This is a genomic window from Pseudofrankia coriaricola, assembly GCF_032027725.1.
GTDB lineage: Bacteria > Actinomycetota > Actinomycetes > Frankiales > Frankiaceae > Pseudofrankia.
Genome location: NZ_JASNFO010000038.1, coordinates 26,409 through 52,618, shown reverse-complemented (window position 1 = coordinate 52,618; position 26,210 = coordinate 26,409). Strand labels below are relative to the sequence as shown.

At 70.6% G+C, this 26,210-nt stretch carries 25 protein-coding genes; 16 read left to right on the top strand and 9 right to left on the bottom strand.

Translation table 11 applies throughout. The features are described 5' to 3' along the window. The first annotated feature begins 78 nt into the window (after positions 1 to 78). From QOZ89_RS20585 to QOZ89_RS20545, 9 genes are read left to right on the top strand one after another with little or no spacing between them, the layout of a single operon-like run. The gene (locus QOZ89_RS20585) at positions 79 to 1,362 is read left to right on the top strand and encodes an aromatic ring-hydroxylating oxygenase subunit alpha (protein WP_071053230.1); all 1,284 of its coding nucleotides are present in this window, start codon (positions 79 to 81) and stop codon (positions 1,360 to 1,362) included. 8 nt (positions 1,363 to 1,370) lie between these two features. After that, positions 1,371 to 2,333, top strand: a complete 963-nt coding sequence (locus QOZ89_RS20580) for a DODA-type extradiol aromatic ring-opening family dioxygenase (RefSeq protein ID WP_071053229.1) — start codon at positions 1,371 to 1,373, stop codon at positions 2,331 to 2,333. After that, a complete protein-coding gene (locus tag QOZ89_RS20575; RefSeq protein ID WP_198543569.1) occupies positions 2,330 to 3,229 on the top strand; it encodes an alpha/beta fold hydrolase in 900 nt (299 codons plus the stop codon). The genes QOZ89_RS20580 and QOZ89_RS20575 overlap by 4 nt, the downstream gene beginning before the upstream one ends. A 26-nt stretch (positions 3,230 to 3,255) precedes the next feature. Further along, positions 3,256 to 3,393, top strand: a complete 138-nt coding sequence (locus QOZ89_RS20570; RefSeq protein WP_157910615.1) for a hypothetical protein — start codon at positions 3,256 to 3,258, stop codon at positions 3,391 to 3,393. 11 nt (positions 3,394 to 3,404) lie between these two features. Then, positions 3,405 to 4,283 (top strand): alpha/beta fold hydrolase, encoded by an 879-nt coding sequence (locus tag QOZ89_RS20565; RefSeq protein ID WP_198543568.1) that lies wholly within the window; start codon positions 3,405 to 3,407, stop codon positions 4,281 to 4,283. After that, a complete protein-coding gene (locus tag QOZ89_RS20560; RefSeq protein WP_198543567.1) occupies positions 4,280 to 5,281 on the top strand; it encodes a quinone oxidoreductase family protein in 1,002 nt (333 codons plus the stop codon). Before QOZ89_RS20565 ends, QOZ89_RS20560 begins: the two co-directional genes overlap by 4 nt. A gap of 47 nt (positions 5,282 to 5,328) precedes the next feature. Beyond that, complete coding sequence (locus QOZ89_RS20555) at positions 5,329 to 6,177, top strand: 2-keto-4-pentenoate hydratase (protein WP_312624613.1); 849 nt, start codon at positions 5,329 to 5,331, stop codon at positions 6,175 to 6,177. Further along, complete coding sequence (locus QOZ89_RS20550; RefSeq protein ID WP_071053226.1) at positions 6,174 to 7,505, top strand: M20/M25/M40 family metallo-hydrolase; 1,332 nt, start codon at positions 6,174 to 6,176, stop codon at positions 7,503 to 7,505. Before QOZ89_RS20555 ends, QOZ89_RS20550 begins: the two co-directional genes overlap by 4 nt. Positions 7,506 to 7,515: 10 nt before the next feature. Beyond that, the gene (locus QOZ89_RS20545; RefSeq protein ID WP_071053271.1) at positions 7,516 to 8,286 is read left to right on the top strand and encodes an IclR family transcriptional regulator; all 771 of its coding nucleotides are present in this window, start codon (positions 7,516 to 7,518) and stop codon (positions 8,284 to 8,286) included. 9 nt (positions 8,287 to 8,295) lie between these two features. Here QOZ89_RS20545 and QOZ89_RS20540 read toward each other — a convergent pair whose 3' ends face one another. The 9 genes from QOZ89_RS20540 to QOZ89_RS20500 form a co-directional block, all read right to left on the bottom strand. Beyond that, the gene (locus tag QOZ89_RS20540) at positions 8,296 to 9,111 is read right to left on the bottom strand and encodes an enoyl-CoA hydratase/isomerase family protein (RefSeq protein WP_083419813.1); all 816 of its coding nucleotides are present in this window, start codon (positions 9,109 to 9,111) and stop codon (positions 8,296 to 8,298) included. After that, entirely contained in the window at positions 9,108 to 11,420 is a 2,313-nt protein-coding gene (locus tag QOZ89_RS20535; RefSeq protein ID WP_312624609.1) for a CaiB/BaiF CoA-transferase family protein, read from the bottom strand. Before QOZ89_RS20535 ends, QOZ89_RS20540 begins: the two co-directional genes overlap by 4 nt. Positions 11,421 to 11,506: 86 nt before the next feature. Then, entirely contained in the window at positions 11,507 to 12,436 is a 930-nt protein-coding gene (locus QOZ89_RS20530; protein ID WP_312624607.1) for an ABC transporter substrate-binding protein, read from the bottom strand. A gap of 167 nt (positions 12,437 to 12,603) precedes the next feature. Continuing rightward, entirely contained in the window at positions 12,604 to 13,320 is a 717-nt protein-coding gene (locus QOZ89_RS20525; protein ID WP_312624605.1) for an ABC transporter permease subunit, read from the bottom strand. Between the two features lie 101 nt (positions 13,321 to 13,421). After that, the gene (locus QOZ89_RS20520; protein WP_071053223.1) at positions 13,422 to 14,267 is read right to left on the bottom strand and encodes an ABC transporter ATP-binding protein; all 846 of its coding nucleotides are present in this window, start codon (positions 14,265 to 14,267) and stop codon (positions 13,422 to 13,424) included. A gap of 649 nt (positions 14,268 to 14,916) precedes the next feature. Further along, complete coding sequence (locus QOZ89_RS20515) at positions 14,917 to 16,143, bottom strand: acyl-CoA dehydrogenase family protein (RefSeq protein ID WP_071053221.1); 1,227 nt, start codon at positions 16,141 to 16,143, stop codon at positions 14,917 to 14,919. A gap of 59 nt (positions 16,144 to 16,202) precedes the next feature. Continuing rightward, positions 16,203 to 16,514 carry a hypothetical protein gene (locus tag QOZ89_RS20510; RefSeq protein WP_071053220.1) on the bottom strand — a complete coding sequence of 104 codons (312 nt, stop codon included), beginning with the start codon at positions 16,512 to 16,514 and terminating at the stop codon, positions 16,203 to 16,205. 146 nt (positions 16,515 to 16,660) lie between these two features. Then, positions 16,661 to 17,470, bottom strand: coding sequence for a FadR/GntR family transcriptional regulator (locus tag QOZ89_RS20505; protein ID WP_083419810.1), 810 nt, complete (start codon positions 17,468 to 17,470; stop codon positions 16,661 to 16,663). Positions 17,471 to 17,477: 7 nt separating this feature from the next. Further along, positions 17,478 to 18,305 (bottom strand): enoyl-CoA hydratase/isomerase family protein, encoded by an 828-nt coding sequence (locus QOZ89_RS20500; RefSeq protein WP_071053219.1) that lies wholly within the window; start codon positions 18,303 to 18,305, stop codon positions 17,478 to 17,480. A gap of 242 nt (positions 18,306 to 18,547) precedes the next feature. On the opposite strand from QOZ89_RS20500, the gene QOZ89_RS20495 reads away from it, so the two are divergent. The 7 genes from QOZ89_RS20495 (at position 18,548) to QOZ89_RS20465 (ending at position 26,172) form a co-directional block, all read left to right on the top strand. Next, the gene (locus QOZ89_RS20495) at positions 18,548 to 19,705 is read left to right on the top strand and encodes an acyl-CoA dehydrogenase family protein (RefSeq protein WP_071053267.1); all 1,158 of its coding nucleotides are present in this window, start codon (positions 18,548 to 18,550) and stop codon (positions 19,703 to 19,705) included. 11 nt (positions 19,706 to 19,716) lie between these two features. Beyond that, entirely contained in the window at positions 19,717 to 20,499 is a 783-nt protein-coding gene (locus QOZ89_RS20490; protein ID WP_071053266.1) for an enoyl-CoA hydratase/isomerase family protein, read from the top strand. Positions 20,500 to 20,598: 99 nt separating this feature from the next. Then, positions 20,599 to 21,831: an acyl-CoA dehydrogenase family protein gene (locus tag QOZ89_RS20485; protein WP_241842314.1), complete on the top strand. Its 1,233-nt coding sequence runs from the start codon at positions 20,599 to 20,601 to the stop codon at positions 21,829 to 21,831. A 76-nt stretch (positions 21,832 to 21,907) separates the two neighbouring features. Continuing rightward, positions 21,908 to 23,347, top strand: a complete 1,440-nt coding sequence (locus tag QOZ89_RS20480; RefSeq protein ID WP_312624597.1) for an OB-fold domain-containing protein — start codon at positions 21,908 to 21,910, stop codon at positions 23,345 to 23,347. A gap of 3 nt (positions 23,348 to 23,350) precedes the next feature. After that, positions 23,351 to 24,553 (top strand): acetyl-CoA acetyltransferase, encoded by a 1,203-nt coding sequence (locus QOZ89_RS20475; RefSeq protein WP_071053217.1) that lies wholly within the window; start codon positions 23,351 to 23,353, stop codon positions 24,551 to 24,553. 57 nt (positions 24,554 to 24,610) lie between these two features. Next, on the top strand, positions 24,611 to 25,024 hold the full coding sequence (locus QOZ89_RS20470; RefSeq protein ID WP_241842313.1) for a Zn-ribbon domain-containing OB-fold protein: 414 nt from the start codon (positions 24,611 to 24,613) through the stop codon (positions 25,022 to 25,024). After that, positions 25,021 to 26,172, top strand: a complete 1,152-nt coding sequence (locus QOZ89_RS20465; protein WP_071053215.1) for a thiolase family protein — start codon at positions 25,021 to 25,023, stop codon at positions 26,170 to 26,172. The genes QOZ89_RS20470 and QOZ89_RS20465 overlap by 4 nt, the downstream gene beginning before the upstream one ends. Positions 26,173 to 26,210: the final 38 nt, after the last annotated feature.

Genomic DNA, 26,210 nt, shown 5'->3' with positions numbered 1-26,210 from the left:
GGTGGTCTGCTCGCTGAATCCAGCACGTCGTGTACTCGACGCATGCGTCCGTTGCCGTGAGCCAGACGTGGAGCAGACATGAACGAGTCCGTGCACCCGAGGGTCGAGGCGCCCGAGGCCCGCACCGCCAGGTCGCCCAGAACGAGGGGCGCGGGACACCGGGCGGGCGAGCTCCCGGGACGTCAGGACTGGTCGACCTGGCCGCACTACCAGGCTGCCGAGGCCGGCTTCCGCGGCTACTGGTACCCCGTCTGCTTCTCCTCCCAGGTTGGCGAGAAGCCGCGCAAGGTGACCCTGCTCGGCGAGGACCTGTTCGTGATCCGCGACAAGGGCAAGGTCTTCGGGATGAAGGATCGCTGCCCGCACCGCGGGGTGCCCCTGAGTCTCGGCAACAAGCAGTTCCCGGGCACCGTCTCGTGCGTGTACCACGGTTGGACGTTCGATCTGGAGACGGGCGAGCTCAAAGCCGCCATCACCGACGGCCCGCAGTCGCCGATCTGCGGCAAGGTCACCCAGCCGACATACGACGTCGAGGAGCGCCTCGGCATGGTCTGGGTCTTCGTCGGTGACGGCGAGGAACCGCACTCGATCGACGACCAACTGCCGGAAGAGCTCGTCGGGAAGGCGGCGGTAGTGGGTGCTCGTATCCAGCCTCGCCCGGGTAACTGGCGGTTTGCGTGCGAGAACGGCTATGACGAGGGCCATGCCAAGTACCTGCACCGGACTTCCCTGTGGCGGCTGTTCAAGCCAATGCCGGTGTGGAACACGACCAAAATTGTACGGCGCGGCCGCTGGATCTACCGCGTCCAGCAGGAGCAGTTCTGGGAAGCGGAGTTTCCTGGTCTGGGTCGCTGGTCGGGCCAGGCCTGGTACAAGCTCAAGCCACCCAGGGAGACGAAGAACGTCGGAAACACCACCTCGCACCGCGCGGTGAACCCGGTGATCGCCGCGCAGGACTTTCCCGGGTTCGCGTCCGTGAGTATGCCGGGTATGCTGCGGATCGTCTACCCGACCTTCATCCACTACGAGTTCTATGTGTCGGTGGATCGCGACCACCACCTGTACGTCGGCGTCCTGGCTGACTTCAAAAAGGGCCTCCGGACGCTCCCGTTCTACGCCAAGTATCTCGGCGCCGTTCGCTGGCTCTTCCACGGGCAGTTCTCCGCGCAGGACAAGTGGATGGTCGAGATGACCGATGCGCCCCCGGAGAAGCTCTACCGTCCGGACGACTCGCTGCTGCAGTGGCGCAAGCTCGCTGACAACACCGCCAGGGACCGCCTCGCGGCGCTGCGCGAGAAGGGCCTGGACCCTGTTGTCGCGACGGCGGACCGATCCGGCGCGCGGACCGTGGGCGAGAGCTGACGGCCTCGATGTCGTCGATCGTGCTGGGTGTGGGCGCCTCCCACTCCACCCTGATGAACACGCATTGGGACGAGGCCGTGCACACTGATCGCGCCGAGGCTTTCCGGGTGGCGCTCATGGCGGCCCGGGACAACATCGCGCGGGTCCGACCGGATGTGGCTGTCATCGTCGGATCAAATCACTTCCGCGGTTTCTGGCTGGACCTCATCCCGGCCTTCACGATGGGCGTCGGTGAGGTCATCGCGTCGGGTGAGGCCGGCACGCCGGCAGGCCCGCAGAAGACCGACCCGGAGTTCGCGAGATCCCTTGCGGCGGAGCTCGTCGAAGCCGGCACGGAGGTCGCCGTCTCCGCTCGGCTGCAGATCGACCACGGGCAGTCGCATGCCATCCAGTACCTCCTGGACGGCATCGACATACCGGTAGTGCCGCTGGTGGTGAACGTGTTCGCGGCACCGCTGCCGAAGCTTTCTCGGTGCGTCGAGCTGGGTGGCAACATCGCGAATGCGGCTGGTCGCGTCGGCGGCGACAGGCGGGTGGTGGTCATTGCCTCCGGCGGCCTGTCGCACCGGCTGCCCTGGCCGAGTGACTGGAGTGCCCCAGCGGGCGCTGACGAGGCGTTCCTGGTCGAGGCATGGCTCAACGGCCGAGGTCAGTGGGAGCGTTATGACAAGCGGCGGCGCGAGATCATCGTCGCGGCCCAACCCGCTATCCGCGCCGAGTTCGACAAGCAGTTCCTCGCCGACCTGGAACGAGGACAGCTGCGCCGCTACGCATCTATGAGCAGCGGCGAGATCGAGGCCGTTGCCGGCAACGGCGGCCAGGAGCTGCGGACCTGGCTGGTGATGGCGTCCGCCCTGGGCTTCCAGCCCGGCCGGGCGCTGGTCTACTCGCCGATGCCCGAATGGCTGACGGGTATGGGCGTCGCTCTCATCGAGCCGTCCGAACGTCTCTGCGGAGGGGGATCCCTGTGAAGACTGCCACCGACGCCGCTGACCGACTCGCCTCGCCCGCCGCGGGCCCGATGCCCGCCAGCCGGTTCGCCGCGGCCAGCGGAGTCCAGTACCACTATCTTGAGCTCGGCTCGGGGCCGGACACGATCTTCCTCCACGGCGGAGGCCCGGGCTGCACGGGCTGGAGCGACTTCGGGCCGGTCGCTCCCTACTTCGCGGTCGACCGCCGCTGCGTCATCGTGGATATTCTGCAGTACGGACAGTCCGAGAAGTGCCATATCTCCGGGCCCATGTGGGACTTCCATGCCGCGAAGACCGTCGCCCTGATGGACGCTCTCGGAATCGGGACCGCGGACTTCATCTGTAACTCATGGGGCGGGACCATCGCCCTCTGCCTGGCTGCCCGCCACCCCGCACGAGTTCGCTCGCTCGTGATCACGGGCAGCATGCCGGTGTTCTACGGGCCACTGGCGCCGCTTCCTGAGGGTGGCCGGCGCGGCCGGAACGCGCGCGATGTCTACTACGGCGGCACGGGCCCGACGCGGGAGAAGATGCGTGACCTCATCAGCAGGCTCGAGTGGCACGACCCGGACCGGCTCCCCGGGGAAACCGTCGAGATGCGCTGGCGACAGAGCCTCGACGAGGGCGAACGCGAACTCGCCGCCAGGTCGGACTCCCCGCGCGGCGACTGGCAGGACCTCACCGACGAACTCGCTCTCATCGAGGCTCCGACACTGTTCATGTGGGGCCGCGAGGACGCATTCCTCACCCCCGACTATCCGATGATGCTCGCGCGGATGGTCAAGCGCGGGAGTCTCCACGTCATGGACCACGTCTCACACCATCTCCAGGAGGAGCGCCCCGCCGCATACCACGCCGTGGTGGACGGCTTCCTCCGCTCCGTCGACCACCCATGAATCCCTCCCGCCAGTTCAGGACACCGATGAAGAAGCTCCTCGCCCTGCTCGTCGTCGGCGCCGCCGCTGCCTACGCGCTGCCCAGGCTGCTGGCCCGCAGCAACACGCAGGTGCACCGCATCAACCAGAATCGCGCGGCACCTGGAGCGTCCACCCATGGATGATGGAGCAAAACGTGACCACTGACGATGTTGCCCGGACCATCTGGACAGAGTTGGCCGGCTTCGACTTCGGCCTGACCACGGTGCGTGCGGGCGGGATCCCGACCCGCGCGCTGCGCGCCGGCTCCGGCGAGGCCGTGATCTTCCTTCATGGCACGAGCGGTCACCTGGAGGCGTTCATGCGCAACATCCGTGCGCACGCCGCCAGCTACGCCTGCCACGCCATCGACATGCTCGGCCACGGATATTCAGGAAAGCCCGACTATCCCCATGAGATCCCGCGTTACCGCGACCACCTGTTGGCCTATCTGGACGCCGTCGGGGTGGAGAAGGCGCACATTGTCGGTGAATCTCTGGGCGGCTGGGTCGGTGCCCGCACGGCGATGGACAATCCCGACCGGGTCGCCTCGCTGCAACTGCTCTGCGCCGGCGGGACGGTGGCCAATCCGGAGGTGATGGCACGCATCCGCACCAGCACGCGTAGAGCGGTCGAATCGGACGATGTCGACATCACCCGTAGTCGGCTGCGCCTGCTGATGAACGATCCCGCGGATGCGACCGAGGAGCTTGTCGCGGTTCGACACGCGATCTACCACCAGCCCGACTTCGTCGCCAACCTCGACAACCTGCTGTGCCTGCAGGACCTCCAGACCCGGCTGCGCAACCTTCTGCAACCCGAGGACCTGGCCCAGATCACCGTGCCGACGCTGGTCGTGTGGGGCCGCAACAACCCGTTCGGCGAGGTGCCGGAGGCGAACGCGATGCATGAGGCGATCGCCGGCTCGGAACTCGTGCTCTTCGACGAGTGCGGGCACTGGCCGCAGCACGAACAGGCCGACCGCTACAACGACCTCAGCCTCCAGTTCCTCGCCAAGCATCCCGCGGTGTCATGACCGGGCAGACGATGCGCGCCGTGCGCGTCCACGGGTGGGGAGGTCCCCTGCGTGTGGACGACGTACCGGTACCGCGACGAGGCGAGGGCGAAACCCTGGTGAGGGTCGAGGCGGCGGCCGTCGCCCACCTCGATCTCACCGTGGCCAGCGGAAACTTCACCATCAAGCCCGAGCTGCCCTACGTCGGCGGGGTCGAAGGCTGCGGCGTCGTGGTCGAGTCCGATGCGCTCGAGCCCGGCACCCGCGTCCTCCTGCGCGGTGGCGGCCTCGGCCTGATCCGCGGCGGCACCTGGGCCGAGTATGTCGTCACCAGGTCGAAGACGCTCGTTCCGGCGGTGGAGGGCCTGTCGCCCGAACTCGGGGCCTGCTTCTTCGTTCCGACCACGACGGCCCACGTCGCCCTGCACGAGGTGGGCCGGATCGGCGCCTGGGGTGTCGAGGGGGTCGAGAAGACCAGCGACGAGGTGGTGGTCGTCGCGGGTGCGGCCGGTGCGGTCGGGTCGATGGTGGTGCAGCTCGCGTTGCGAGCCGGGTGCTCGGTGATCGGCCTGGTCGCCCGGGAGGAGCAGCGCGGGCTTGTGGCCCCGGGCGCCGAGGCGATCGCGGCTGATCAAGCCGATCGGCTGGCAGCCCTGGCGAAGGACCGCACCGCGACACTTCTCGTCGACACGGTGGGGGGCGCCGACCTGCCGGGCCGCTGCACGTGGGTCCGCCCCGGTGGCCGGGCCGTACTCGTCGGGTACGTGGCCGGTACCGACATCGACATCCATCTTCCGAACTGGCTGCTCGACGATGTCGCGTTGCTGCCCGTCAACATGATTCGGCGCGAAGTCGCGGCCCGCGAACACGCTCACGCGCTCGCGGAGATGCTCGTGAGCGGCGACCTGACCCTGGGCGTGGAGAGCTTCCCGATGGAGGAAGCGGGCCGGGCGATCGATCTGCTCGCCGCCGGCCGGGTCGGAGGTCGCGCCGTGATCGTCCCACCTGCCCTTGAGTGACGTCGACGAACGAGTCCGATGAGCCAGTCCGATGAACGAGGTGGAAAATGGCAGCTCCCAGCACGGTCCCTGCCGTGGTCCAGCAGGCCTCGGAGCGGCTACGCCTGGCCGGGTCGCTGCGGCGACCGTGCCCTCCCGTCCGTGACCTGATCGACGAGATGGACCTGGACACGGCGTACGCGGTCCAGCGTCACGTCACCGAGCTCCAGCTCATCAGCGGTGCCCGGCCGGTGGGGCGCAAGATCGGGATGACCTCACCCGCCGTGCAGCGCCAGCTTGGCGTGAGCCAGCCCAACTCCGGGGTCCTGCTGGACACCATGCACGTCAACGATGGTGCGGCGGTCGCGACCAGCCGCCTGCTGCAGCCGTTGATCGAGGCCGAACTGGCCGTGGTCCTGCGCGCCGACCTGGACGGCGACGACCTGACCCTCGAGGACGTCAGGTCGGCGGTCGGGACCGTCCATGCCGCGCTCGAGATCGTGGACAGCCGCATCGAAGGCTGGGACATCACGATCGTCGACACGATCGCGGACAACGCGTCGTCCGGCGTGTACGTGATTTCCTCGGACTACCAGCAGCTGGGGGACCGTGACCTGCGGACCATGGAGATGGAGCTGCGGCGGAACGGCACGGTCGTCTCCGCCGGCACCGGTGCGGCATGCCTGGGCGACCCGCTGCACGCTCTCGCCTGGCTGGCAGCGACGGCCCAGGCCCAGGGAGTGCCGCTGCGGGCGGGCGAGACCGTCCTCACTGGCGCCCTCGGCCCCATGGTGCCGATCGCCGAGGGCGACACCTTCACGGGAACCATCGGCGACCTCCGGCCCGTGTCGGTCCGGTTCCTGGCCTCGGCCGAGCTGTTGGCCAGGGGCGTTGAGCGTGGAGAGAGCGTCCCATGACGGCGCGGACCGGACCGGACGACAAGCTCGTCGCCCGGGTCATGCAGTTCGCCACCCGTGACCTCCTCGAGGAAGCCGTCCGCGGTGTCGTCGGCATCGCGAGCCCGACCGGTCACGAAGCTCCGCTGGCCGAGTGGATCTCGTCGCAACTGGCGGGCCGTGGGCTGACGACGCGGATACAGCGCCTCGACCCGTGGCAGGCGAACGCGGTCGGCGTCCTCCCGGGTCGAGGGGACGGGCCCTCCGTTCTCCTGTACGCGCCGCTGGACACGTTCACGACCGGTGACCCCGAGCGGGACCTGCCCTGGGCCGGGCCCGTCATGCGCACGGACATGCTGGCGCGGGCAACCGTGCACGGTCACCTGGTGGAAGGTCTGGGCGCCGGGAACCCGAAGGGGCACGCGGCGTGCGTCATGGTCGCATGCGAGGCCCTGGCGGCCGCCGGTGTCGCGCTGCCGGGTGACGTGGTCGCGGGGTTCGGGGCCGGCGGGATGCCCAGCTTCGCCGTCGACGGGGCCGGCGCCAGCGGCCGGGCCAACACCGGCCACGGCGTGGGTGCCGGCTTCCTGCTCGAGCGGGGATTCACCACGGACCATGCCGTGATCGCCAAGCCGGGCTGGCATGTGTCCCACGAGGAGGTCGGCCTGGTGTGGCTGGACGTCCTCGTCCCCGGCATCCACACCTATGTCGGCAGCCGCCACCGGCTGCCGTACCGCAACGCGGTGGCCGTCGCCGGTGAGGTCGCCAGCCGGCTCGAGTCCTGGTTGGAGGGCTACGCAGGCCGGCACGAGCACGCCACAATGAAGCCGCAGGGGGTCGTCTCGTCCATCCAGGGCGGCTTCGAACGACTGGCGGCCTCGACCCCGGCAATGGTGCGGATACGGCTGGACCTGCGCATCACGACGCAGCAGACACCGCCGGGGGTGGTGCGGGAAGTGGCTCGCGAACTGGCCCGGATCGGGCGCGAGCTCGGCGCGGACCTTCGGGTCGAGCAGGTGGCGGCCATCCCGGCGAGCCGGACCCCGCCGGACGCCCCCGTGGTCCGGGCCGCCGTCGCGGCCTGGGAAGCGGTCGCCGGTGCGCGGCACGAGCGGGTCCTGGCGAACAGCGGGGCCACCGACGCCAACATCCTGCGTATGCGGGGCGTTCCGACGGCTCGCGTGGGGATGCCCAAGGTCGTGGTCGCCCCGGACGGCGGACCGGTCGACTTCACCCGGGGCATGAACCTCGTTGACCTACGCGAGATGCGCCGACTGACCGAGGTCCTGGTGCGCACCGTTCTAGGGCTGGTTGACGGGGACGTGCCGCCGCGGCAGGAGATCGACTGACGTGACAGAGATGCGCTCGAGCGGGTACGGCGAGGGCCTCGGCGATGGGGCCAACAGCGTGCTGGGCAAGGCGCGCCTGATCCTCGAGGCGTTCCAGATCGAGGATGTCGACCTGTCGCTGTCAGAACTCTCGCGCCGCACCGGCATCTCCAAGGCGTCGGTCCATCGCCTTGCCCAGGAGCTGCTCAGCTGGGGGATGCTGGAGCGGTCCGGACAGGAGTACCGGCTGGGGATGCGGGCGTTCGAGCTCGGCAGCCGGGTCCCGCGTTTCCGGGTCCTGCGGGACGCGGTTCGTCCGTTCATGGAGAGTCTGCACTTCGCGACCAGGGAGACCATCCACCTGGCCGTTCTCGACGGCCTGGAGGTGCTGTACCTCGAGAAGATCACCGGTGTGCGGCAGACCACGCGGCCGTCACGGATCGCCGGCCGGATGCCGCTGCACTGCACCGCGACCGGCAAGGTGCTCCTCGCCTACAACCCACCGACGCTGCTCGACGACGTCGTTGCCACGGGCCTGCGGCGGATGACACCCTCGACGATCGTCCTTCCCGGAGTTCTCGCCGAGCAGCTACGCAGGGTGCGCGCGAATGGCCATGCCACCGAGCACGAGGAGACGAGGACGGGCTACTGCTCGGTCGCCGTGCCGCTTTTCGGCGGCAGCGGCCTGCTTCTCGCCGCCCTTTCCATCACCGCCCCGGCTTTCCGGGCCGACGTCAACAAGTTCGCCGCCGCGCTGACCGCGGTAACCCGCAACGTCGCGGCCACCGGTTTGATCAACTGATGCTCGCGGTCAGCGGCCGGTGAAGCGGGCGGGCCGTTTGTCCAGGAAGGCCTGGAGGCCCTCGGCGGCGTCCGCCAGCTCAAGGTTCCGCAGGACGTGCTGTTCCTCGACCGCCATCGCCTCGTCCATGGGCAGTCCCCACCCCTGGTCGATGACCTGCTTGATCAGACCGATGGTTGCCGTGGGCCGCGAGGCGAGGCGGTCGGCCTCGCGGTCGACCACGGCGTCGAAGTCGTCTCCCGCCACCATGTCGACCAGGCCCCAGGCGAGCGCCTCCTCGGCGGCGAGCCGGGTGCCGTCGATGATCAGGCGCTTCGCCCGGTGCGGGCCGATCAGCCGGGGCAGCCGCTGCGATCCGCCGGCGCCCGGGAAGATCCCCAGGTTGGACTCCGGAAACCCGAATGTCGCACCCGCCTTCAGGATGCGCAGGTCGCAGGCGAGGGCCAGCTCCGCGCCGCCGCCGAGGGCATGACCATTGAGCGCGGCGATGACCGGCTTGGCGGCCAGCTCCAGCATGCGCTGGACGTCAACCCAGCGGCGCATCGCCTGGTAGATGTCGGGGTCCAGGCGCCGCATGACGGAGATGTCGGCCCCGCCGACGAAGATCTTTCCCTTGCCGCGAACGATGATGCAGCGCACTGCTGGGTCCTGGGTGATGGCGGGCAGGTGTTCGATCAGTCGCGCGATGAGGCCCGGATCGACGATGTTCACCGGCCCGTGGTCGATCACCAGGGTGGCCACGGGCCCGCGGCGCTCGATCCGGAATCCCGCCTCCTGCCGGACTGGACTGGTACCGGTCTCGGTCTCGGTGCTCGACGGTGTCATTCCAGCGCCCCTTCGTCGTGCAAAGTTCGCAGCTCGTCCGGGCCGAGGCCGAGCAGCTCGACCAGCAGTTCGTCGGTGTGCTGGCCGAGCAGGGGGGCTGGCCGCCGGATGGCGCCGGGTGTCTCGCTCAGATGGGCGACGACCCCCTCGTGTGCCACCTTCCCGACGAGTGGGTGTTCGAGGTCGACGTAGAAGCCCCGAGCCGCCAGCTGCTCGTCGGCCTCCACCAGGTCGCGCCCGTCTCGCACCGGGTAGGCCGGGACTCCCAGCTGTTGTAGCTGCGCGGCGAGTTCGTCGGCGTCGCGCTCCGCCACCGCGGTACTGATCATGCGGGCGAAATCGGTATGCTCGTCGGCCTCGCGTTCGATCTTCAGGGCGGTGGTGAGAAGTTCCGGCGCCGCCGAACCGATCGCGATCCAGCGGTCGTCGCCGCGAGTTCGGAAGACGTCGGGCAGGACGGCGTGACGCCGAGTGCCTCCCAGCCTGCTCTCGACGAGGGCCGGTCCGAGCTGTGCGGCCATGGCCTCGAGCTGGGAGAGGTCAACGTGCCCGCCGTGGCCGGCATACAGCAGCTCCAGCGCCGCCAGCGCGGCGGCGTTCGCGGCCACCATGTCCCCGAGGCCGAAGGTGAGTCCCTGGGGAGCCCGGCCCTCGCCGCCGGTCTCGTAGGTCAGCCCCGACATGGCCGCCAGGGTGTCGGCGAACGTGACTGCCGGACGCCAGGGCCCGGTCTGTCCGACGCCCGCCATGGACACCAGGATGACGTCCGGGTTGATCTTGCTTAGTTCTGGATAGGCAAGGCCCCAGCGGGCGAGGACGCCAGGACTGAAGTTCTCGACCACGACGTCGACCTCTGCGGCGAGCCGTCGCAGGATCTCCTGCGCGCGCGGCTTGCGGAGGTTGAGGGCGAGACTCCGTTTGTCGCGGTTGAAGTTGATGAAGTAGCCGCTGTCGTCGTGGGAGGCGCCGGGGCGCAGGCGCATGGAGGGAGCGAATCGGGTCGGGTCCTGGCGATGGGCCGACTCGACCTTGATGATGTCCGCTCCGTGCTCACCGAGGATCTTTGTCATGTATGGCCCGGCGAGCACCCAGGTGAGGTCCAGTACCCGCACTCCGTCCAGGGCCTGCCCGGGCGCGCCGCCGGCCTTGTCGTCGCCGGGCCGGTTGCTGACCAGCCGCCGCCTGATCCGCGGCGGGCCGTGCGGACTTGCCTCGGGACCGTCGAGCCATCGAACGTCGGCGCCGACGTGCTGGGGCTCATCGAGTCGGACCGGGCGCGGGAGCGCCCGGGAGGCAAACGGGAACCCGACGTCGGCCACCCGTCCCACGGACGTCTCGATGTCGACGAGGAACTCGCGGTCGCGAAGCTGCGGGTTCTCCAGGAGACGAGCGGGTGAGACGATCTCAGCCCAGGGAAGCGAACGGCGGCGCGCCTCCTGGCTGAAGTCTTCAGCGGTGTGCCGCGCCACGAATCGGCCGACAACGTCGTCGACGTGCGGACGCCGCTCCCAGCGCAGCACGGGATCCTGCCACCGCGGCTCCGTGAGGTCCTCGGCCGCGCGCTGTTCGTCCATCCAGGCGAGCAGGTCGTCCCACATCCGGTTGCTTCCGGAGTAGCCGCCGGCGAGATAGCCGTCCGACGCCGCGAAGACCCGATGGGCGACGTGCCCGTACACGCCGGAGGTACGGCCGGGGACCGTGCCGGCGTGGATCCACGAGATGGCGCCGGTCTCCAGCGTGGCGGCCACGGCCTCCTGTACCGAGAGGTCGGCCAGCTGCCCCCGGCCGGTGCGCCGGCGGGCGACGAGCCCGAGCAGCGCCGCGATGGCGGCGTGGGTCCCGGCCAGCTGGGTGGCCTGCTGTCGGGGTGGTGGCTGCGGTGCCTGACCTGGGTCGCCGCCGAGCCAGGCCATGCCCCCGGCTGCGGTCGCGACGAGGTCATCGGCCAGCCAGGTGCTTCTCGGCCCGGTGAGGCCAAACGGCGTGACGACGACGTGTGACACCCGGCTCCACGCATCCGGGTCGGCGTCTCGTAGGCCCAGTGTCCGCAACGTGGTGACCGGACCGGACTCGAGGACGATGTCGGCGTCGGGCAGCAGCCTGACCAGGACCGTCTCCAGATCGGCGGACCGGCAGACGCGCTTTCCGGCGTGCCAGTGCAGGTGGTCCGCTGTTCCGAGGGGCACCGCCGGACGGTCGGTGACGCGGATGACGTCGGCCCCCAGCCCGACGAGGAGCCGAGCAGCCTGGAACGCGAGGTCGTCGGTCAGATCCAGCACGCGCAGAGTGGACGTGGATAGCGAGGTCACTGTTTCTCCGGATCCTGTCTTGTCGGGGACAACCGGCCCGGTTCGCTCCGGGCGCGGGCGACCGGGCCGGTACCGCCCAGATCAGATCAGGTCGAATTCTTGGTGAACCAGCCCTTGAGGATTGCCCGGTCGATGTCAGGCGACGAGTCCATCAGCTTCTCCTGCTGGAAGAAGGTCACGATCTCGCGGGAGCTCACCAGGTCCTCCTTGGTGAAGTCGCGGACCGCGAAGGTAATCTCTGGCAGCACCTTGACTGTCTGGTCGGCTGGGATCTTCACTTCCTTCTCGGTGGCGTCAGCGGCGCGCTGTGGCTGCGTGGTGACAATCTCGCTCGCCTCCCCGATCACCTTGATGATCTTTGTGGCGAGGTCCGTGTGCGCGTCCAGCCACGTCCGATCGGCCACGATCCACTGGACGTACTTCACGCCGAAGTCGCCAATCGTCTCGGTGACATGGCCACCGGCCTCGACTCCTCGGGTCACCCAGGGATCGAAGGCCACGTAGCCGTCCACCTCGCCCTTGCTGAGCAGCGTCGGGAAGTCCGGCGGCCCGGCCTTGACGAACTGAACCGAGGCACGGTCGATCCCCTTGCTCTCCAGGTAACGCACGGTGGACAGGGTCAACAGCCCGGGCGCGACCGCCATCTTCTTGATCTGATGCGGGTCGGTGATCCCCTTGCCGAGCACTACTTTGAGGTACTTCGACGACTCCTGGAACACCGCCACCGCCCGGAGGTCGGGCGCCTTGGCCATCAGCGGAAGGATCGTGGCGTCGGAGTTGCCGGCGAGCTGGGCGGCGCCGGCGATCACGGTCTGGGTGGGCGCCGGCCCACCCTCGGTCTGGGTGAGCTCGACATTGAGGCCGGCCTTGGTGAACAGGCCCTCCTGCTTGGCGACGTAGAAGGGCGCAAAGGCGGCGTCCACCCCGACCGCGATCCGGACCAGGGGCTGCGCGTCGCTGGATCCGGAGGCTGGGCGACCACAACCGCTCAGCGCCAGCACGAGCGTGGCCGCCAATCCGATAACCGCCGTCAGGTAGAGTCGACCGGACCGGGCCGCCCGCGGCGGGCGGCTCCGCGGCTCGAAATTCTCGCGAAACATGACAAACTGCCCTTCAGTGGGGATGGCTCACCGCGACGCCGCAGTGGGGACAACAGGTAGGCCGCCGGCGTGTGGCGGCGAGGTCACACCTTCACGCCGTAACGCCGCAACAGGCGGCCGGCCACGATGCGGATCAAACGGTCGCAGGTAAATCCGAGCACGCCGAGGACGATAATGCCAAGGAAGATCCAGTCCACCCGGCCGTAGTTGCGGGACTGCCAGATCAGAGCGCCGATGCCGTTGTCCGCGGCCACGATTTCAGCGGACACGATGGTCAGGAAGCTGTTGCCCATGGCCAGCCGCGCGCCGGTGACAATGTGCGGCACTGTCGCGGGCAACACGACGGCGTGCAACACCTGCCAGCGGTTGGCCCCGAGGCTCACGGCGGCCCGAAGTTTTGACTCGTCGATCGCCAGCACGCCGGCGATCGTGTTGATGGTGACGATGAAGACCGACGTATAGAAGATCAGCACGATCTTCGACGTCTCGCCGATGCCGAACCACACGATGGTCAGCGTGACGAAGGCGATCGGCGGGACGAAGCGAAAGAACTCGATGTAAGGGTCGAGCAGCCGCCGGATCGTCGCGACCCGCGCCATCAGGATGCCGATCGGGGCGCCAACGACCACCCCGAGCCCCCAGCCCAGCAGGATGCGGCGGACCGAGGCGAGTACGGCGTCGCCGAGGGTTCCGTCCCGTGCAAGATCCACGCCCGCCCGCAGGGTCTGCGCCGGGGTGGCGGCCAGGGCCGGGCCGTACCACCAGGCGACCAGTTCCCAGACACCCAGCCCGAGCAACACGGTCAGGACGGTGGGCGCCGCCGCCCGCAATATGACGTGGCCACCGCCGCGCGGACGGGTTCTCGATGGCGCCAGGCTGACCGTGCTGCGTGCCATGTCGGTCATGCCGCCGCTCCTTCAATATCCGCGCCCTGCACCCGCAGCGAGGCGCGCACCTCGTCGCCGATGTCCTGGCGCAGGCGGCGGCGCAGGTCCGTGAAGGCGGCACTGTCCTCCTGGCGGGGACGGGGCAGCTCCACTCGGTAGCTGCTCTTGATCCGGGCTTCCGGGCCGGCCGACATCACGACCACCCGGTCGGCCAGCAGGATCGCCTCGTCGATGTCGTGGGTGACGAACACGACGGTGCTGCGGTGGGTCTGCCAGATCCGGTCCAGTTCCCCCTGCATGACCTCCCGGGTCTGCGCGTCCAGGGCCCCAAACGGCTCATCCATCAACACCACCCGGGGCTGGTTGGCCAGTACCCGCGCGAGCTGGACCCGTTGCCGCATGCCACCCGACAGCTGGTTCGGGAAGTGGTCGGCGGTGTGCCGTAGGCCCACCAGTCCGAGAAACTCGTCGACGATCTCCCGTTGCCGGGCACGCGGCACGCCGCGCATCCGCGGGCCGAACGCCACGTTCCGCCGGACCGTCAGCCAGTCGAACAGCGCCTCAGTGCCCTGGAACACCACGCCGCACTCCGGGTTGGGGCCGGTCACCTCGCTGTCGCCCAGTCGGATAGAGCCGCGGTTGGGTGCGACAAACCCGGCGAGCGCCATGAGCAAAGTCGACTTTCCGCAGCCGCTGGGGCCTAGCAGGCAGACAAATTCGCTGTCTTCGATCTCGAGGTTGATGCCGCTGACCGCCTGATAGCCGCCAAAGCCGATGCCGAGGTCCCGGAACACGATGCGAAGCCCGCCGGACCGCGCCGCGTCGTCCGCTCTCACCACGTTGTTGAGGTCACTCACCATTACCCCGTCCGCTAGGGTGCCGCCGGTCAACCTGGCTGTTTGCCGGAGTTCACAGAGGTATAGCCGCGCCCTCACCGTCGCAGCAATGCCCGTGGTCCGCTGAGCGGACCCCATCCGGGATACTTCGGCGACATCGGAACGTAACTTTGACCTCGTCCACAGAGACCGGTCAGCTGCGGTGTGTTACCCCAGAACGGGCATGTCGCCGTGGTTAGGTTGGTGCCGAGCGCGACGAGGTGCTTGGCGAGGAGTTGTGCAGACATCTGGCGCCGCTGGCCCCCGCGTGGGGGCGCCGGTTCCTCTATCCGGACCGGCTGCCGGTGGACGACCAGGCCGCACTTAAGGGGTTCCTGTGGGTGCCGCGGAAGGCGCCCTTGCATTGTGAGGAGTCGGGCGCACCGAGCGTCGGCGGCTTGATGATCAGACGGTGACGCAACCGCCTCGCTCGTCGGCACGGAAAGTGGCGCCCAACAACCGCCAACTGGGGAAGATGGCGATAAGCGTTCGCCTCCGTTCGTCCGCCCTGGCGGTGACTGCCGCGACGATCCGGTGTCCGCCCCGTTACGGGAACCGAACTCCTGGTTGGACTCACCCGCGGTGGCGTGCCCGCTCTTGCGGTCCCCAGGGTCGCCCCACCTCGTCTTTCCGCTCAGGTCGGGCGGGGCTCGCGGGGCAGGCCTAGGATCGTCTCGGCGATGATGTTGCGCTGGATCTCGGAGGCGCCGGCGTAGATGGTGCCGGAGCGCGCCGCCATCCAGGCACCCGCCCACGAGGCGGTCGAGCTGGACGGCACGCCCGGGTCGTCGGCCCGGTAGGCCCGCAGCGGCGGGCGGCCCTGGAGCACCTGCCCCCGGAGGCCGAGGATGTCCTCGGCCAGGTCCGTCACCCGCTGGTGGTACTCGCTCCAGTACAGCTTGGCGACCGACGCCGTCGCGGCCAGCTCGCCGCCCCGGGCCAGGCCGGTGAGGATCCGGTAGCCCAGGTGGCGCATGACCTCGACCCGGGCGACGGCGTCGGCGAGCCGCTGGCGGACCACCGGGTCGCCGGCCTTGCCGTCCTGCTGGGCCAGCCGGATCAGCCGGTCGAGCTCGGAGCGGAACAGGATCGGGTTGGTGGCGGCCTCCTCGCCGCGCTCGTGGCCCAGCAGCGCGGTCGCCACCTTCCAGCCTTCACCGGGCGCGCCGACGACGTTCTCGGCGGCCGTGCGCGCCTCGGTGACGAAGACCTCGCAGAACTCGCTCTCGCCGGTCATCTGGCGGATGCGCCGGATCTCGATGCCGGGCTGGTGGATCGGGACGAGCAGGAAGCTGATCCCGCGGTTGCGCGCGGCATCGGGGTCGGTGCGGGCGAGCATGAAGATCCAGCCGGCGTGGAAGGCGTGCGACGTCCAGATCTTCTGCCCGGTGACGACCCACTCGTCGCCCTCGAGATGGGCCCGGGTGCGCAGCGCGGCGAGGTCGGAGCCGGCCTCGGGCTCGGAGTAGCCCTGGCACCAGTGCTCCTCGCCGGACAGGATCCGGGGCAGGAACCGCTCCTTCTGCGCGGGTGTGCCGAAGCGCAGCAGGGTCGAGCCCAGCATCTTGATCGCATAGGTGTCGTACGGCGCCCCATAGGGGACGCCGGCGCGGGCCAGCTCCTCGACGAGGGCGACCTGGTGCAGTCGGGAAAGGCCTCGGCCGCCGTACTCGACGGGCCAGGTGACCCCGAGCAGCCCGCGTCGGTACAGCGTCGCCCGCCAGCTCTCGACGAAATCCTCCGCGGCGGTCCGGTCCTCGATCGCGCCGAGGCCGGCGAAGTCCGCCGGGAGTTCCTCGGCGAGGATGGCGCGCACCTCGGCGCGGAAGGCCTCGACGTCGGGCGGATAGCGCAGGTCCATGAGATAAAGATAGATTATTTATCTAATTTGGGTGGGTGATGTGGCCCCCGTCCTGACTGTCAGCCCGGCCCGGTGGCGCGGCCGCGACGGCGTCCGATCCGGGCGGGCCGGGCGGCGGGCCGCCGCGACGGGGGGCGCGCGGCCCGGTCGGCCCGGTGGGCGGCCACCGGCTCGCCGTCGCGTGCGGGCTCCCCGGTCCGCGGCGCCACATCGGGGTCCAGGCAGTCGAGCTCGTGGATGAGCGTCGCCTGCCAGTAGCCGGCCCGGTCGCGCCGCAGGTCGAGCACTCCCGCGCAGCAGTGGGTCGAGTAGGCGGCGGCCGCCTCCAGTAAGAGCCGTGGCGGCTGCTCGTCGGCGACGATGAACCTCATCCTGGGTCCTCCCGCGTCGTCTGCGTCGGAATGCGGCCGCCGTGTCCGGGCCGGGTGCCAGCTGGCTGCCCACCCGGCCGGCGACCGCCTCCGATAGCGCTAAATCATCGTGCTTGCTTGGCGGTCTTGCTAGGGGGTGCGGTCGCTCAGCTCATCAGGTCGACGGCGGTCTCGGCCGGGATGCCCGTGAGCAGGAACGTGCTCACCGACTCCAGGTGGCGGGTCCAGTAGGCCTCGACCTCGCCGGCCGTCCCGTCCCGCAACAGCGTGACCAGCCTCCGGTGGCTCCGGTGGGTGCGCTCGCGCAGGGCGGCATGGGTGTCCGGCGGCGCGACGGACGTCGACGAGACATTGGCCGTCTCGACGACGGCGTAGAGCATCCGCACCAGCAGGCTGAGGGTGGGGCTGTCCGCGAGCTCCACCAGGCCCAGGTGTAGGTCCTGGTCGGCGGTGAGGAAGTCGTTGTGGCGGCCGGCGTCGTGCGCGTGTGCCTCCGCGGCGAGCAGCTCCTCGATCCGGGCCACCTTCGCCGCGGTACGGGCCGCCGCGAGCCGGGCCGCGGCCTGGCCCTCCAGCAGCGTGCGGATCTCGAAGACGTCCTTCAGCCGGGCTCGGCGGTGCTGCAGCACGGCGCCCGCCTGACGGGCGAGCGCCGCGGGGCTGGGCACCTGGACCCGGGCGCCACCACGGGACCCGCGCAGCACGGTGATGAGGCCCTCGGCCTCGAGCATGCGAAATCCTTCGCGCAGCGTCGGCCGGGAGACGCCGAACTGCGTCATCAGGACCGACTCCGACGGGAGCATGGTGCCCTCGGCGAGCTCGCCTCGCACGATCCTCCCGCGTACCTGGCTCGCGACCAGCTCCCCGGCCTTGGGCACGCGGACCTGGCGACCTGGCCCGGCGCCACCCTGGCCGGCGCCGGACGGGCCGGGGCGCCCTTCGGACGTGGTCGTCATGGCCGGCTCAGCTGGCCGGCGGGGTGTCGTCGTCGCCGGTCGCGCCGGTGAACCGCGCGGGGCGCTTCTCCTGGATCGCCGCCATGCCCTCGACCGGATCGGGCCCACCGAAGCCGTAGAACTCCAGCGCCAACGACGCGTCGAAGCTCGGGCCCATCGCGCGGTACCAGTTGTTCAGCGCGTACTTCGTCCAGCGGACCGCGCTGGGGGAGACGGCCATCAGCTTGCGCGCGACGCCGAGCGCGGTCTCGCGCAGGTCGGCCTCGTCGACGGCCAGCGACACGAGCCCGATCCGCTCGGCCTCGGCGCCGGTGAGGGTGTCGTTGGTGAGCAGGTAGTACTTCGCCTTGGCCATCCCGGCGAGGATCGGCCAGCTGATGACCGCGTGGTCACCCGCCGCCACGCCCAGGCGGGTGTGGCCGTCGAGTATCCGGGCGGTCTTGGCCGCGATCGAGACGTCGGCGAGGACGCCGACGACCAGGCCCGCGCCGACGGCCGGGCCGTGGATGGCCGACACGATCGGTTTCGAGCAGTTGATGACGTTGTAGACGAGGTCGCGGGCCTCGCGCATGACCCGGGTGCGGGTGGAGTAGTCGCCGGTCATCTCGGCGAGCAGGTCGAAGCTGCCGCCGGCGGAGAACCCGCGGCCCTCGCCGCGGACCACGACCACCTGTGTGTCGGGATCCCGGTCGATCACCCGCCAGACCTCGGCTAGGTCGCGGTGCATCCGGGGGCTCACCGAGTTCAGGCCGGGGCCGTCGAAGACGAGCTCGAGGACGCCGGGCTCGGGCCGCTCAAGCCGAAGACTGGGGAAGTCCGTGTACAGGTCGGACATCGGGCCGTCCTTCCAGGTCGCGTGTCACAGGTGGGGCGGTGGTGACCGGGCTCACGCCCGTACGACTCCGGCCCGACTGGTGGACTGGTGCCAGTGAAGCCGCAATGAGATAGTTAATTACTACAAGTGCATCTTATCGAACCTCGCGGGGTGTGGCCAGAAGGGCCGACGCCGGGGTGCTCATGGTGTCCCGCGCCACCCGCCCCCGTCGGGGCCCCGTGTATCCCCAGGAGGCGGACACCGTGCAGCGCAGGCACTTCGAGGTGGAGCACGAGGCGTTCCGCGACCTGTGCCGGTCGTTCTTCGTCAAGGAGTGCGCACCTCGGGTCGAGGAGTGGGAACGGGCAGGCCAGGTCGACCGCGACGTCTGGCGGCGGGCCGGCGCCGCCGGGATGCTGCTCTGGGAGGCGCCCGAGGAGTTCGGCGGCCAGGGTGTGCGGGACTACCGCTACTCCCAGGTGCTTGCCGAGGAGATCTACGCGACCGGCAGCGCCGGCCTCGGGTTCGGCCTGCAGAACGACGTCATGCCGCCCTACCTGATCGACCTGACCAACCAGGATCAGAAGGCCCGCTGGCTGCCAGGCTCGGTCACCGGCGACACCATCTGGGGCCTGGCCATCAGCGAGCCGGGCGCGGGCAGCGACGTCGCCTCGATCCGCGCCACCGCGCTGCGCGACGGTGACGTCTACGTCGTCAACGGCACGAAGGCGTTCATCACCAACGGGCTGCTGCTCGACAAGGCCGTCGTCGCGGTCAAGACCGACCCGGCGCAGCGGCACAAGGGCGTGAGCCTGCTCGTCGTCGAGGACGGCATGCCCGGCTTCGAGCGCGGCCGGCACCTCGACAAGGTCGGCCAGCGCTCGCAGGACACCGCGGAGCTGTTCTTCCGCGACGTGCGGGTGCCGGTGACGAACCTGCTCGGCGAGGAGGGCAGGGGCTTCGGCTACCTGATGCGCAACCTGCCGCAGGAGCGCCTCGGCGCGGGCGTTGCCGCCACCGGCGTGATGTGGCGCGCCCTCGGGCTGACCGTCGACTACGTCCGCTCCCGCCAGGCCTTCGGTCAGACCCTGGGCGGCTTCCAGAACACCCGGTTCGAGCTGGCCGAGGTCAAGACGCTGTGCGAGGTCGCCCAGGCCTACGTCGACAAGGCCGTGGTGGAGCACCTCGCCGGCGACCTCTCGCCCGAGGACGCCGCCGGGCTCAAGCAGTGGACGACCGATACCCAGAACCAGGTCGTCGACCGCTGCCTGCAGCTGTTCGGCGGCTACGGCTACATGAACGAGTACGAGATCGCGCGGCTGTGGCGCGACAGCCGGGTCCAGCGCATCTATGCCGGCAGTAACGAGGTCATGAAGGAGATCGTCGGCCGCGCGCTGCGCCTCGAGGGCCCGGCCGCCTGATGGGAGCCGAGATGACGCAGCCCTCCGTCCGCCTGCACGTCGCCGGCGGTGTCGGCACGATCCGGCTGGACCGGCCGCCCGTCAACGCGCTGGATGCCGAGATGCGCACGCGCCTCGCGGCGGCGGCGGCCGAGGCCGGCCGGCGCGGCGACGTTCGAGCGGTGGTCGTGTACGGCGGGGAGAGGAGCTTCGCCGCCGGGGCCGACGTGCGGGAGCTCGCGGCGGCCGACCTCGCTGGCATGGTCGCGGACGTCGGGGAGTTGCAGGCCACGCTCGGCGCGGTCGCCGGCATCGGCAAGCCGACCATCGCCGCCCTGACCGGCTTCGCGCTCGGCGGCGGCCTGGAGATCGCGCTCGCCTGCGACTTCCGGATGGCGGCGCAGGACGTCCGGCTCGGACTGCCCGAGGTCCTCCTCGGCACGATCCCGTGCGGCGGCGGCACCCAGCGGCTGGCCCGGCTCGTCGGCCCGGCGGTGGCCAAGGACCTGCTGTACACCGGCCGGCAGGTGCGAGCCGACGAGGCGCTCGCGACCGGTCTCGTCGACGCGGTGCTCCCGGTGGGGGAGGTCTACCAGGCGGCGCTCGCCAGGGCGGCGGCGTTCGCAACCGGCCCGGCGCTGGCCCTGCGGGCACTCAAGCTCGCGGTCGACGAGGGCCTCGAGGTTCCGCTGGACACCGGCCTGGCCATCGAACGCGCCCACTTCATCGGCCTGTTCGCGACGGAGGACCGCGCCGAGGGCATGGCCTCGTTTCTCCAGCGCGGCCCGGGTAAGGCGGTCTTCACCGGCTGTTGACGGCGCTCGCGGCCTCGGGTCCGGCCTGGTCACGCCTTGCTGTACATCTGAAATCGTGTAATTATCTAACGAATATCTCGATGGGTGCGAGCTCCAGTCGTGGATGTCGGGGCCGCGCCCCTGCGCGACGCCCGCGAGGCGACGGACCGCGAGCCCTGGATGGTGACCCGGGATGGGGACATGGACTTCGGACTGACTGACGAGCAGCGCCTGCTGCGCGAGACGGCACGCGAGTTCGTGGCCAAGGTGTGCCCGCCTGAGCGGGCGAAGGCGTGGGACGAGGCGGGGACGTACCCCGCCGAGCTGTTCACCGCGATGGCCGAGCTGGGCTGGCTCTCGCTGCCGTTCCCCGCCGCGCTCGGCGGGGACGACGGCGGGATCGTCGAGCTGTGTCTGCTGGCCGAGGAGCTCGGCCGTGCCAGCCTCGACATCGCGATGTGCTACGCGGGCACCTTCATCCCGGGGCTGACGCTGCTGCGCTGGGGCAGCGCTGCCCAGCACGAGCGCTACCTGGCCGACATGATGGCCGGCCGAACCCGCTTCGCCGTGGCGATGAGCGAGCCCGACGTCGGCTCCGACGTGGCGGCGCTGCGCACGTCCGCGGTGGACGCCGGCGACCACTTCGTCGTCAACGGGCAGAAGGCCTGGTGCACCGGCGCCGGCGTGCCGGGCGCGGTGATCGCGATGTACGTGCGGACCGACCCGGACGCACCGCGCCACCGCGGGCTGTCCCTCCTGCTCGTCGACCCGGCCTCGCCCGGTGTGGAGATCCGCCGGACGCCGACGCTGGCCCGCCACATCCTGGGCACGAACGAGCTGTTCCTCACCGACGTGCGAGTCCCCAAGGAGAACCTCGTCGGCCCCCTCCACGGCGGCTGGCGGGTCATGCTCTCCGGCCTGGACGTCGAGAAGATCCTCATGAGCGCCGCCTATGTCGGCACCGCGCAGGCGACGCTCGACGAGGCGCTGGCCTACGCGCGCGAGCGGCAGGCGTTCGGCCGCCCGATCGGGGAGTTCCAGTCGCTCGCGCACGCGCTGGCCGACCTGCAGACCGAGATCGACGCGGCGCGGCTGCTGTCCTACCGCGCGGCGTGCCTGCTCGCGGCCGGCGAGCCGTGCACCCGCGAGGGCGCGATGGCGAAGCTGAAGGGCTCCGAGACCTATGTGTCGGCGGCCCGCTGGGGGATGCAGATCCTGGCTGGCCACGGTTTCTCGACGGAGAGCGTCATGAGCTTCCGCTGGCGGGAGTCGATCGTGGCGACGATCTCCGGCGGCACCAGCCAGATCCAGCGCAACGCGATCGCCCGCAGCATGGGCCTGCGCTCGTACTGACCCCGGGCCCGGGACGGCGCTGGCCGTCCCCGCCCAGCTGACCACCTGACAGTTCTGATCGTTTGTGGGAGGCCGCATGGCGAGCTCCGTCGGAATTACGGGCTACGGCGCGTACGTGCCGTACTGGCGTCTGACGCGCGCGGCGGTCGCCGCGGCGCTGGGGACCGGGGGCGGCAAGGGCACCCGGGCGGTGGCCAGCTACGACGAGGACACGACCACGCTCGGCGTCGAGGCGGCGCGTGTCGCGCTGCGCGGGCAGGCCGACGAGCCGGGGACGCTGTACTTCAGCACCACTGACCCCGCCTATGCCGACAAGTCCAACGCCACCGTCGTCCATGCGGCGCTCCGCCTCGGCCGTGACGTGCTCGCGGTGGACTTCGGCGGCGCCGTGCGCAGCGGCATCGGCGCCCTGCTCGCCGCCGCCGGCGCCGCGGCGGGCGGCGCGGCAGGGCTGGTCGTGCTGGCGGACACCCGCACAGGCCTGCCCGGCGGGCAGGACGAGACGGCTGGCGGCGACGCGGCGTCGGCCCTGCTCCTCGGGCGGGACACGCCGGGCGCCCCGGTGCTGGCCGAGCTGCTCGCCCAGGCCAGCGCCACCGCGGAGTTCCTCGACCGGTGGCGGGTTCCCGGCGCGTCCGCGTCCCGCGTGTGGGAGGAGCGCTTCGGCGAGCAGGCCTACCTGCCGCTCGCGCACGAGGCGTTCGCCGCCGCGCTCAAGGACGCCGACCTCACGCCCGACCAGCTCGACCGCGTGATCGTCGCCGGCACCCATGCCCGAGCGGTCCGCGCGTTCGCCGCCCGCTGCGGCGCCCGCCGCGACGCGCTCGCGCCCGACCTCACCGATGCGCTCGGCAACCCCGGGACCGCGCAGGCCGGGCTGCTGCTCGCCGATGCGCTCGACCGGGCCGAGCCCGGCCAGACGATCGCCCTGGTCGTGCTCGCCGACGGCGCGACCGCGACCGTCTGGCGGGCGACCGACGCCCTGCCCGCGGGCCGGCCGGCCGTCGGCGTCGCCGACCAGGTGGCCGCCGGCAACGACACGCTGCCGTACGCCTCGTTCCTGACCTGGAAGGGCTTCCTGGACCGGGAGCCGCCGCGCCGCCCCGACCCGGCCGCCCCGGCGGCGCCGCCGTCGCTACGGAGCGCCGCGTGGAAGTTCGGGTTCGTCGCGTCGAAGTGCACCGCGTGCGGCGACGTCCAGCTGCCCCCGGGCAGGGTGTGCAAGAAGTGCGCGGCGGTGGACGAGGCGACACCGGTCGCGCTGGCGGACACCCCCGCAAAGATCGCCACCTTCACCGTCGACCGCCTCGCCTACACCCCGAGCCCGCCGCTGGTCGGCGTGGTCGTCGACTTCGACGGCGGTGGGCGCACCGACTGCGAGCTGACCGACAGCGCGGGCGACGTCGCCATCGGCCAGCGGGTCGAGATGACCTTCCGGCGCGTGGTCACCGCCGGGAACGGGATTCACAACTATTTCTGGAAGGCCCGGCCGGTTCGTTTCACCAAGGAGCGTTGAGCAATGGCGTCAACGGGTATCCGCGACCGCGTCGCGATCGTCGGGATGGGCTGTACGGCCTTCGGCGAGCACTGGGACAAGGGCGTCTCCGACCTGCTGATCGAGTCGTCCACGGCCGCCATGACGTCCGCCGGGGTGACCCGCGAGGACATCGACGCCTACTGGCTGGGCACGATGGGCTCCGGCACCAGCGGGCTGACGCTCTCCCGGGCGCTGCGGCTGGACAACAAGCCGGTCACCCGCCTGGAGAACTTCTGCGCGACCGGTTCGGAGGCGCTGCGCAACGCCTGCTACGCCGTAGCGTCCGGCGCCTATGACATGGCGATGGCGATCGGCGTCGAGAAGCTCAAGGACTCGGGTTTCTCCGGCCTCGTGCCCACCCCGGTGCCCGGGGACGGCACGGGCAGTGACCTGACGGCGCCGGCCGCGTTCAGCCTGCTCGCGCCGGCCTACGCCAGGCGCTACGGCGTCGACGACGCCGAGCTGAAGGATGTGCTGGCCAGGATCGCGTCGAAGAACCACCACAACGGCGCCCGCAACCCGCGGGCGCAGTTCCGCAAGGAGGTCAGCCGCGAGACGGTGTGCGCCGCGCCGCTGGTCGCCGGGGCGCTGGGCGTGTTCGACTGCAGCGGCGTCTCCGACGGCAGCGCCGCCGCGATCGTGGTCCGCGCCGAGGACGCGCACCGGTACACCGACAAGCCGATCTACGTGAAGGGCCTGTCGTTCGTCGCGGGCCCGGCGACCGGCACGTCCGACCCGGCCTACGACTACACGACCTTCCCCGAGGTCGTCGCGAGCGCGCGGGACGCCTACCGGCAGGCCGGGGTGACGGACCCGCGCCGCGAACTGGCGCTGGCCGAGGTCCATGACTGCTTCACGCCCACCGAGCTGGTCCTGATGGAGGACCTCGGCTTCGCCGACCGCGGCTTCGGCTGGAAGGAGGTCCTCGCCGGGACCTACGAGCTCGGCGGGGACCTGCCGGTCAACCCGGACGGCGGGCTGAAGGCCTTCGGCCACCCGATCGGCGCCAGCGGCCTGCGGATGATGTTCGAGTGCTGGCTGCAGCTGCGTCATGAGGCGCCGCCGGAGCGGCGGATCGCCTCGGTGGACGCTGGCCGGACGCTGGCGCTCACACACAACCTCGGCGGCCGGCCGGGTGAGTGCGTCTCGTTCGTCAGCGTCGTCGGCTCCGAGCCCAGCGCCTGAGTGCTGCTAATTAGTTAACTTCTTGCTATTATCCAACCTATGGTTGCGCAGGTACCGGTGGCCGGGGGCTTGTTCACCTGGCCGTCCGACGAACCCCGGCTGATCGGCTCGGAGCGGGACGGGGTGATCTCCTTCCCCGCCCGACCCGGCGAGCAGGAACACCTGCTCGGCCGCCGCGGCACGCTCTGGAGCTTCACCACGCAGCAGTTCCGACCACCGTCCCCGCCCTACGACGGTCAGGACACGGCGGAGACGTTCGCGCCGTATGCGCTGGGCTATGTCGAGTTGCCAGGCGAGCTGCTCGTCCAGGGCCGCCTCACCGAGGCCGACCCGGCGAAGCTCGCGATCGGCCAGGAGATGGAGCTGACGGTCGTGCCCTACACGACTCGCCCCGACGGGACCGAGGTGCTGACCTTCGCGTTCATGCCGGTCGGCGGCGCGGACGAGCAGGAACAGGATGGTGACGCATGAGCACGGCGGACGTCGCGATCGTCGGGGTAGGGCTGTTCCCGTTCGGCCGGTACGGCGCGAAGCCGTGCATGGAGATGGGTGCGGAGGCGGCCCGCGCGGCGCTGGCCGACGCGGGCGCCGACTGGGCCGACGTCCAGACCGCGTTCGTCGGCAGCTACGAGGTGTCCAACCCGGACGCCGTCGTCGGCCTGCTGGGCCTGACCGGCATCCCCGTGCGCGGCGTGTTCAACGGCTGCGCCACCGGCGGGACGTCGCTGCAGATGGCGACGCGGGCCATCCGCTACGGCGAGGCCGACGTCGCGATGGCGATCGGGATGGACAAGCACCCCCGCGGCGCGTTCGCCGGCGACCCCGAGGCCATGGGCCTGCCGGCCTGGTACGGCCAGACCGGGATGTTCCTCACGACGCACTTCTTCGGCACGAAGATCAACCGCTACATGCACCAGTACGGCGTGACGCGGGAGACGCTGGCCCGGGTCGCGGCGAAGAACTTCGCCAACGGCACCCGCACCCCGCACGCCTGGCGGCGCACCCCGATGACGGCCGAGCAGATCCTCGACTCCGAGATCGTGAACTACCCGCTCACCCGGTACATGTACTGCGGCCCGGACGAGGGGGCGGCCGCGCTCGTGCTGTGCCGGGCGGACCTCGCCCACCGGTACACCTCCGCGCCGGTGTACGTACGGGCCGCGGAGTTGCGCAGCCGCCGCGCGGGCGCCTTCGAGGTGCAGAGCCCGTCCCTGCCGCTGGACGCGGCGCCGAGCCCGACGGTCGACGCGTCCCGCGCCGCCTACGAGGCGGCGGGCATCGGTCCGGGAGACGTCGACGTCGCGCAGCTGCAGGACACCGACGCCGGCTCCGAGGTCATCCACATGGCCGAGAACGGCTTCTGCGCGGACGGCGAGCAGGAGAAATGGGTCGCCGAGGGCGCCACCGAGCTGACGGGCCGGCTGCCGGTCAACACCGACGGCGGCCTGATCGCCAACGGGGAGCCGATTGGCGCCTCCGGCCTGCGCCAGGTGTACGAGATCGTCCTGCAGTTGCAGGGCCGCGCCGGCGACCGTCAGATCGGCGGCACGCCGCGCGTCGGCTACACCCACCTCTACGGCGCCCCGGGGGCGTCAGCGGTGTCGATCCTGTCCCGCTGAACGCACGCACCGAGGACGGGCACGTCCGCCATCGGCGC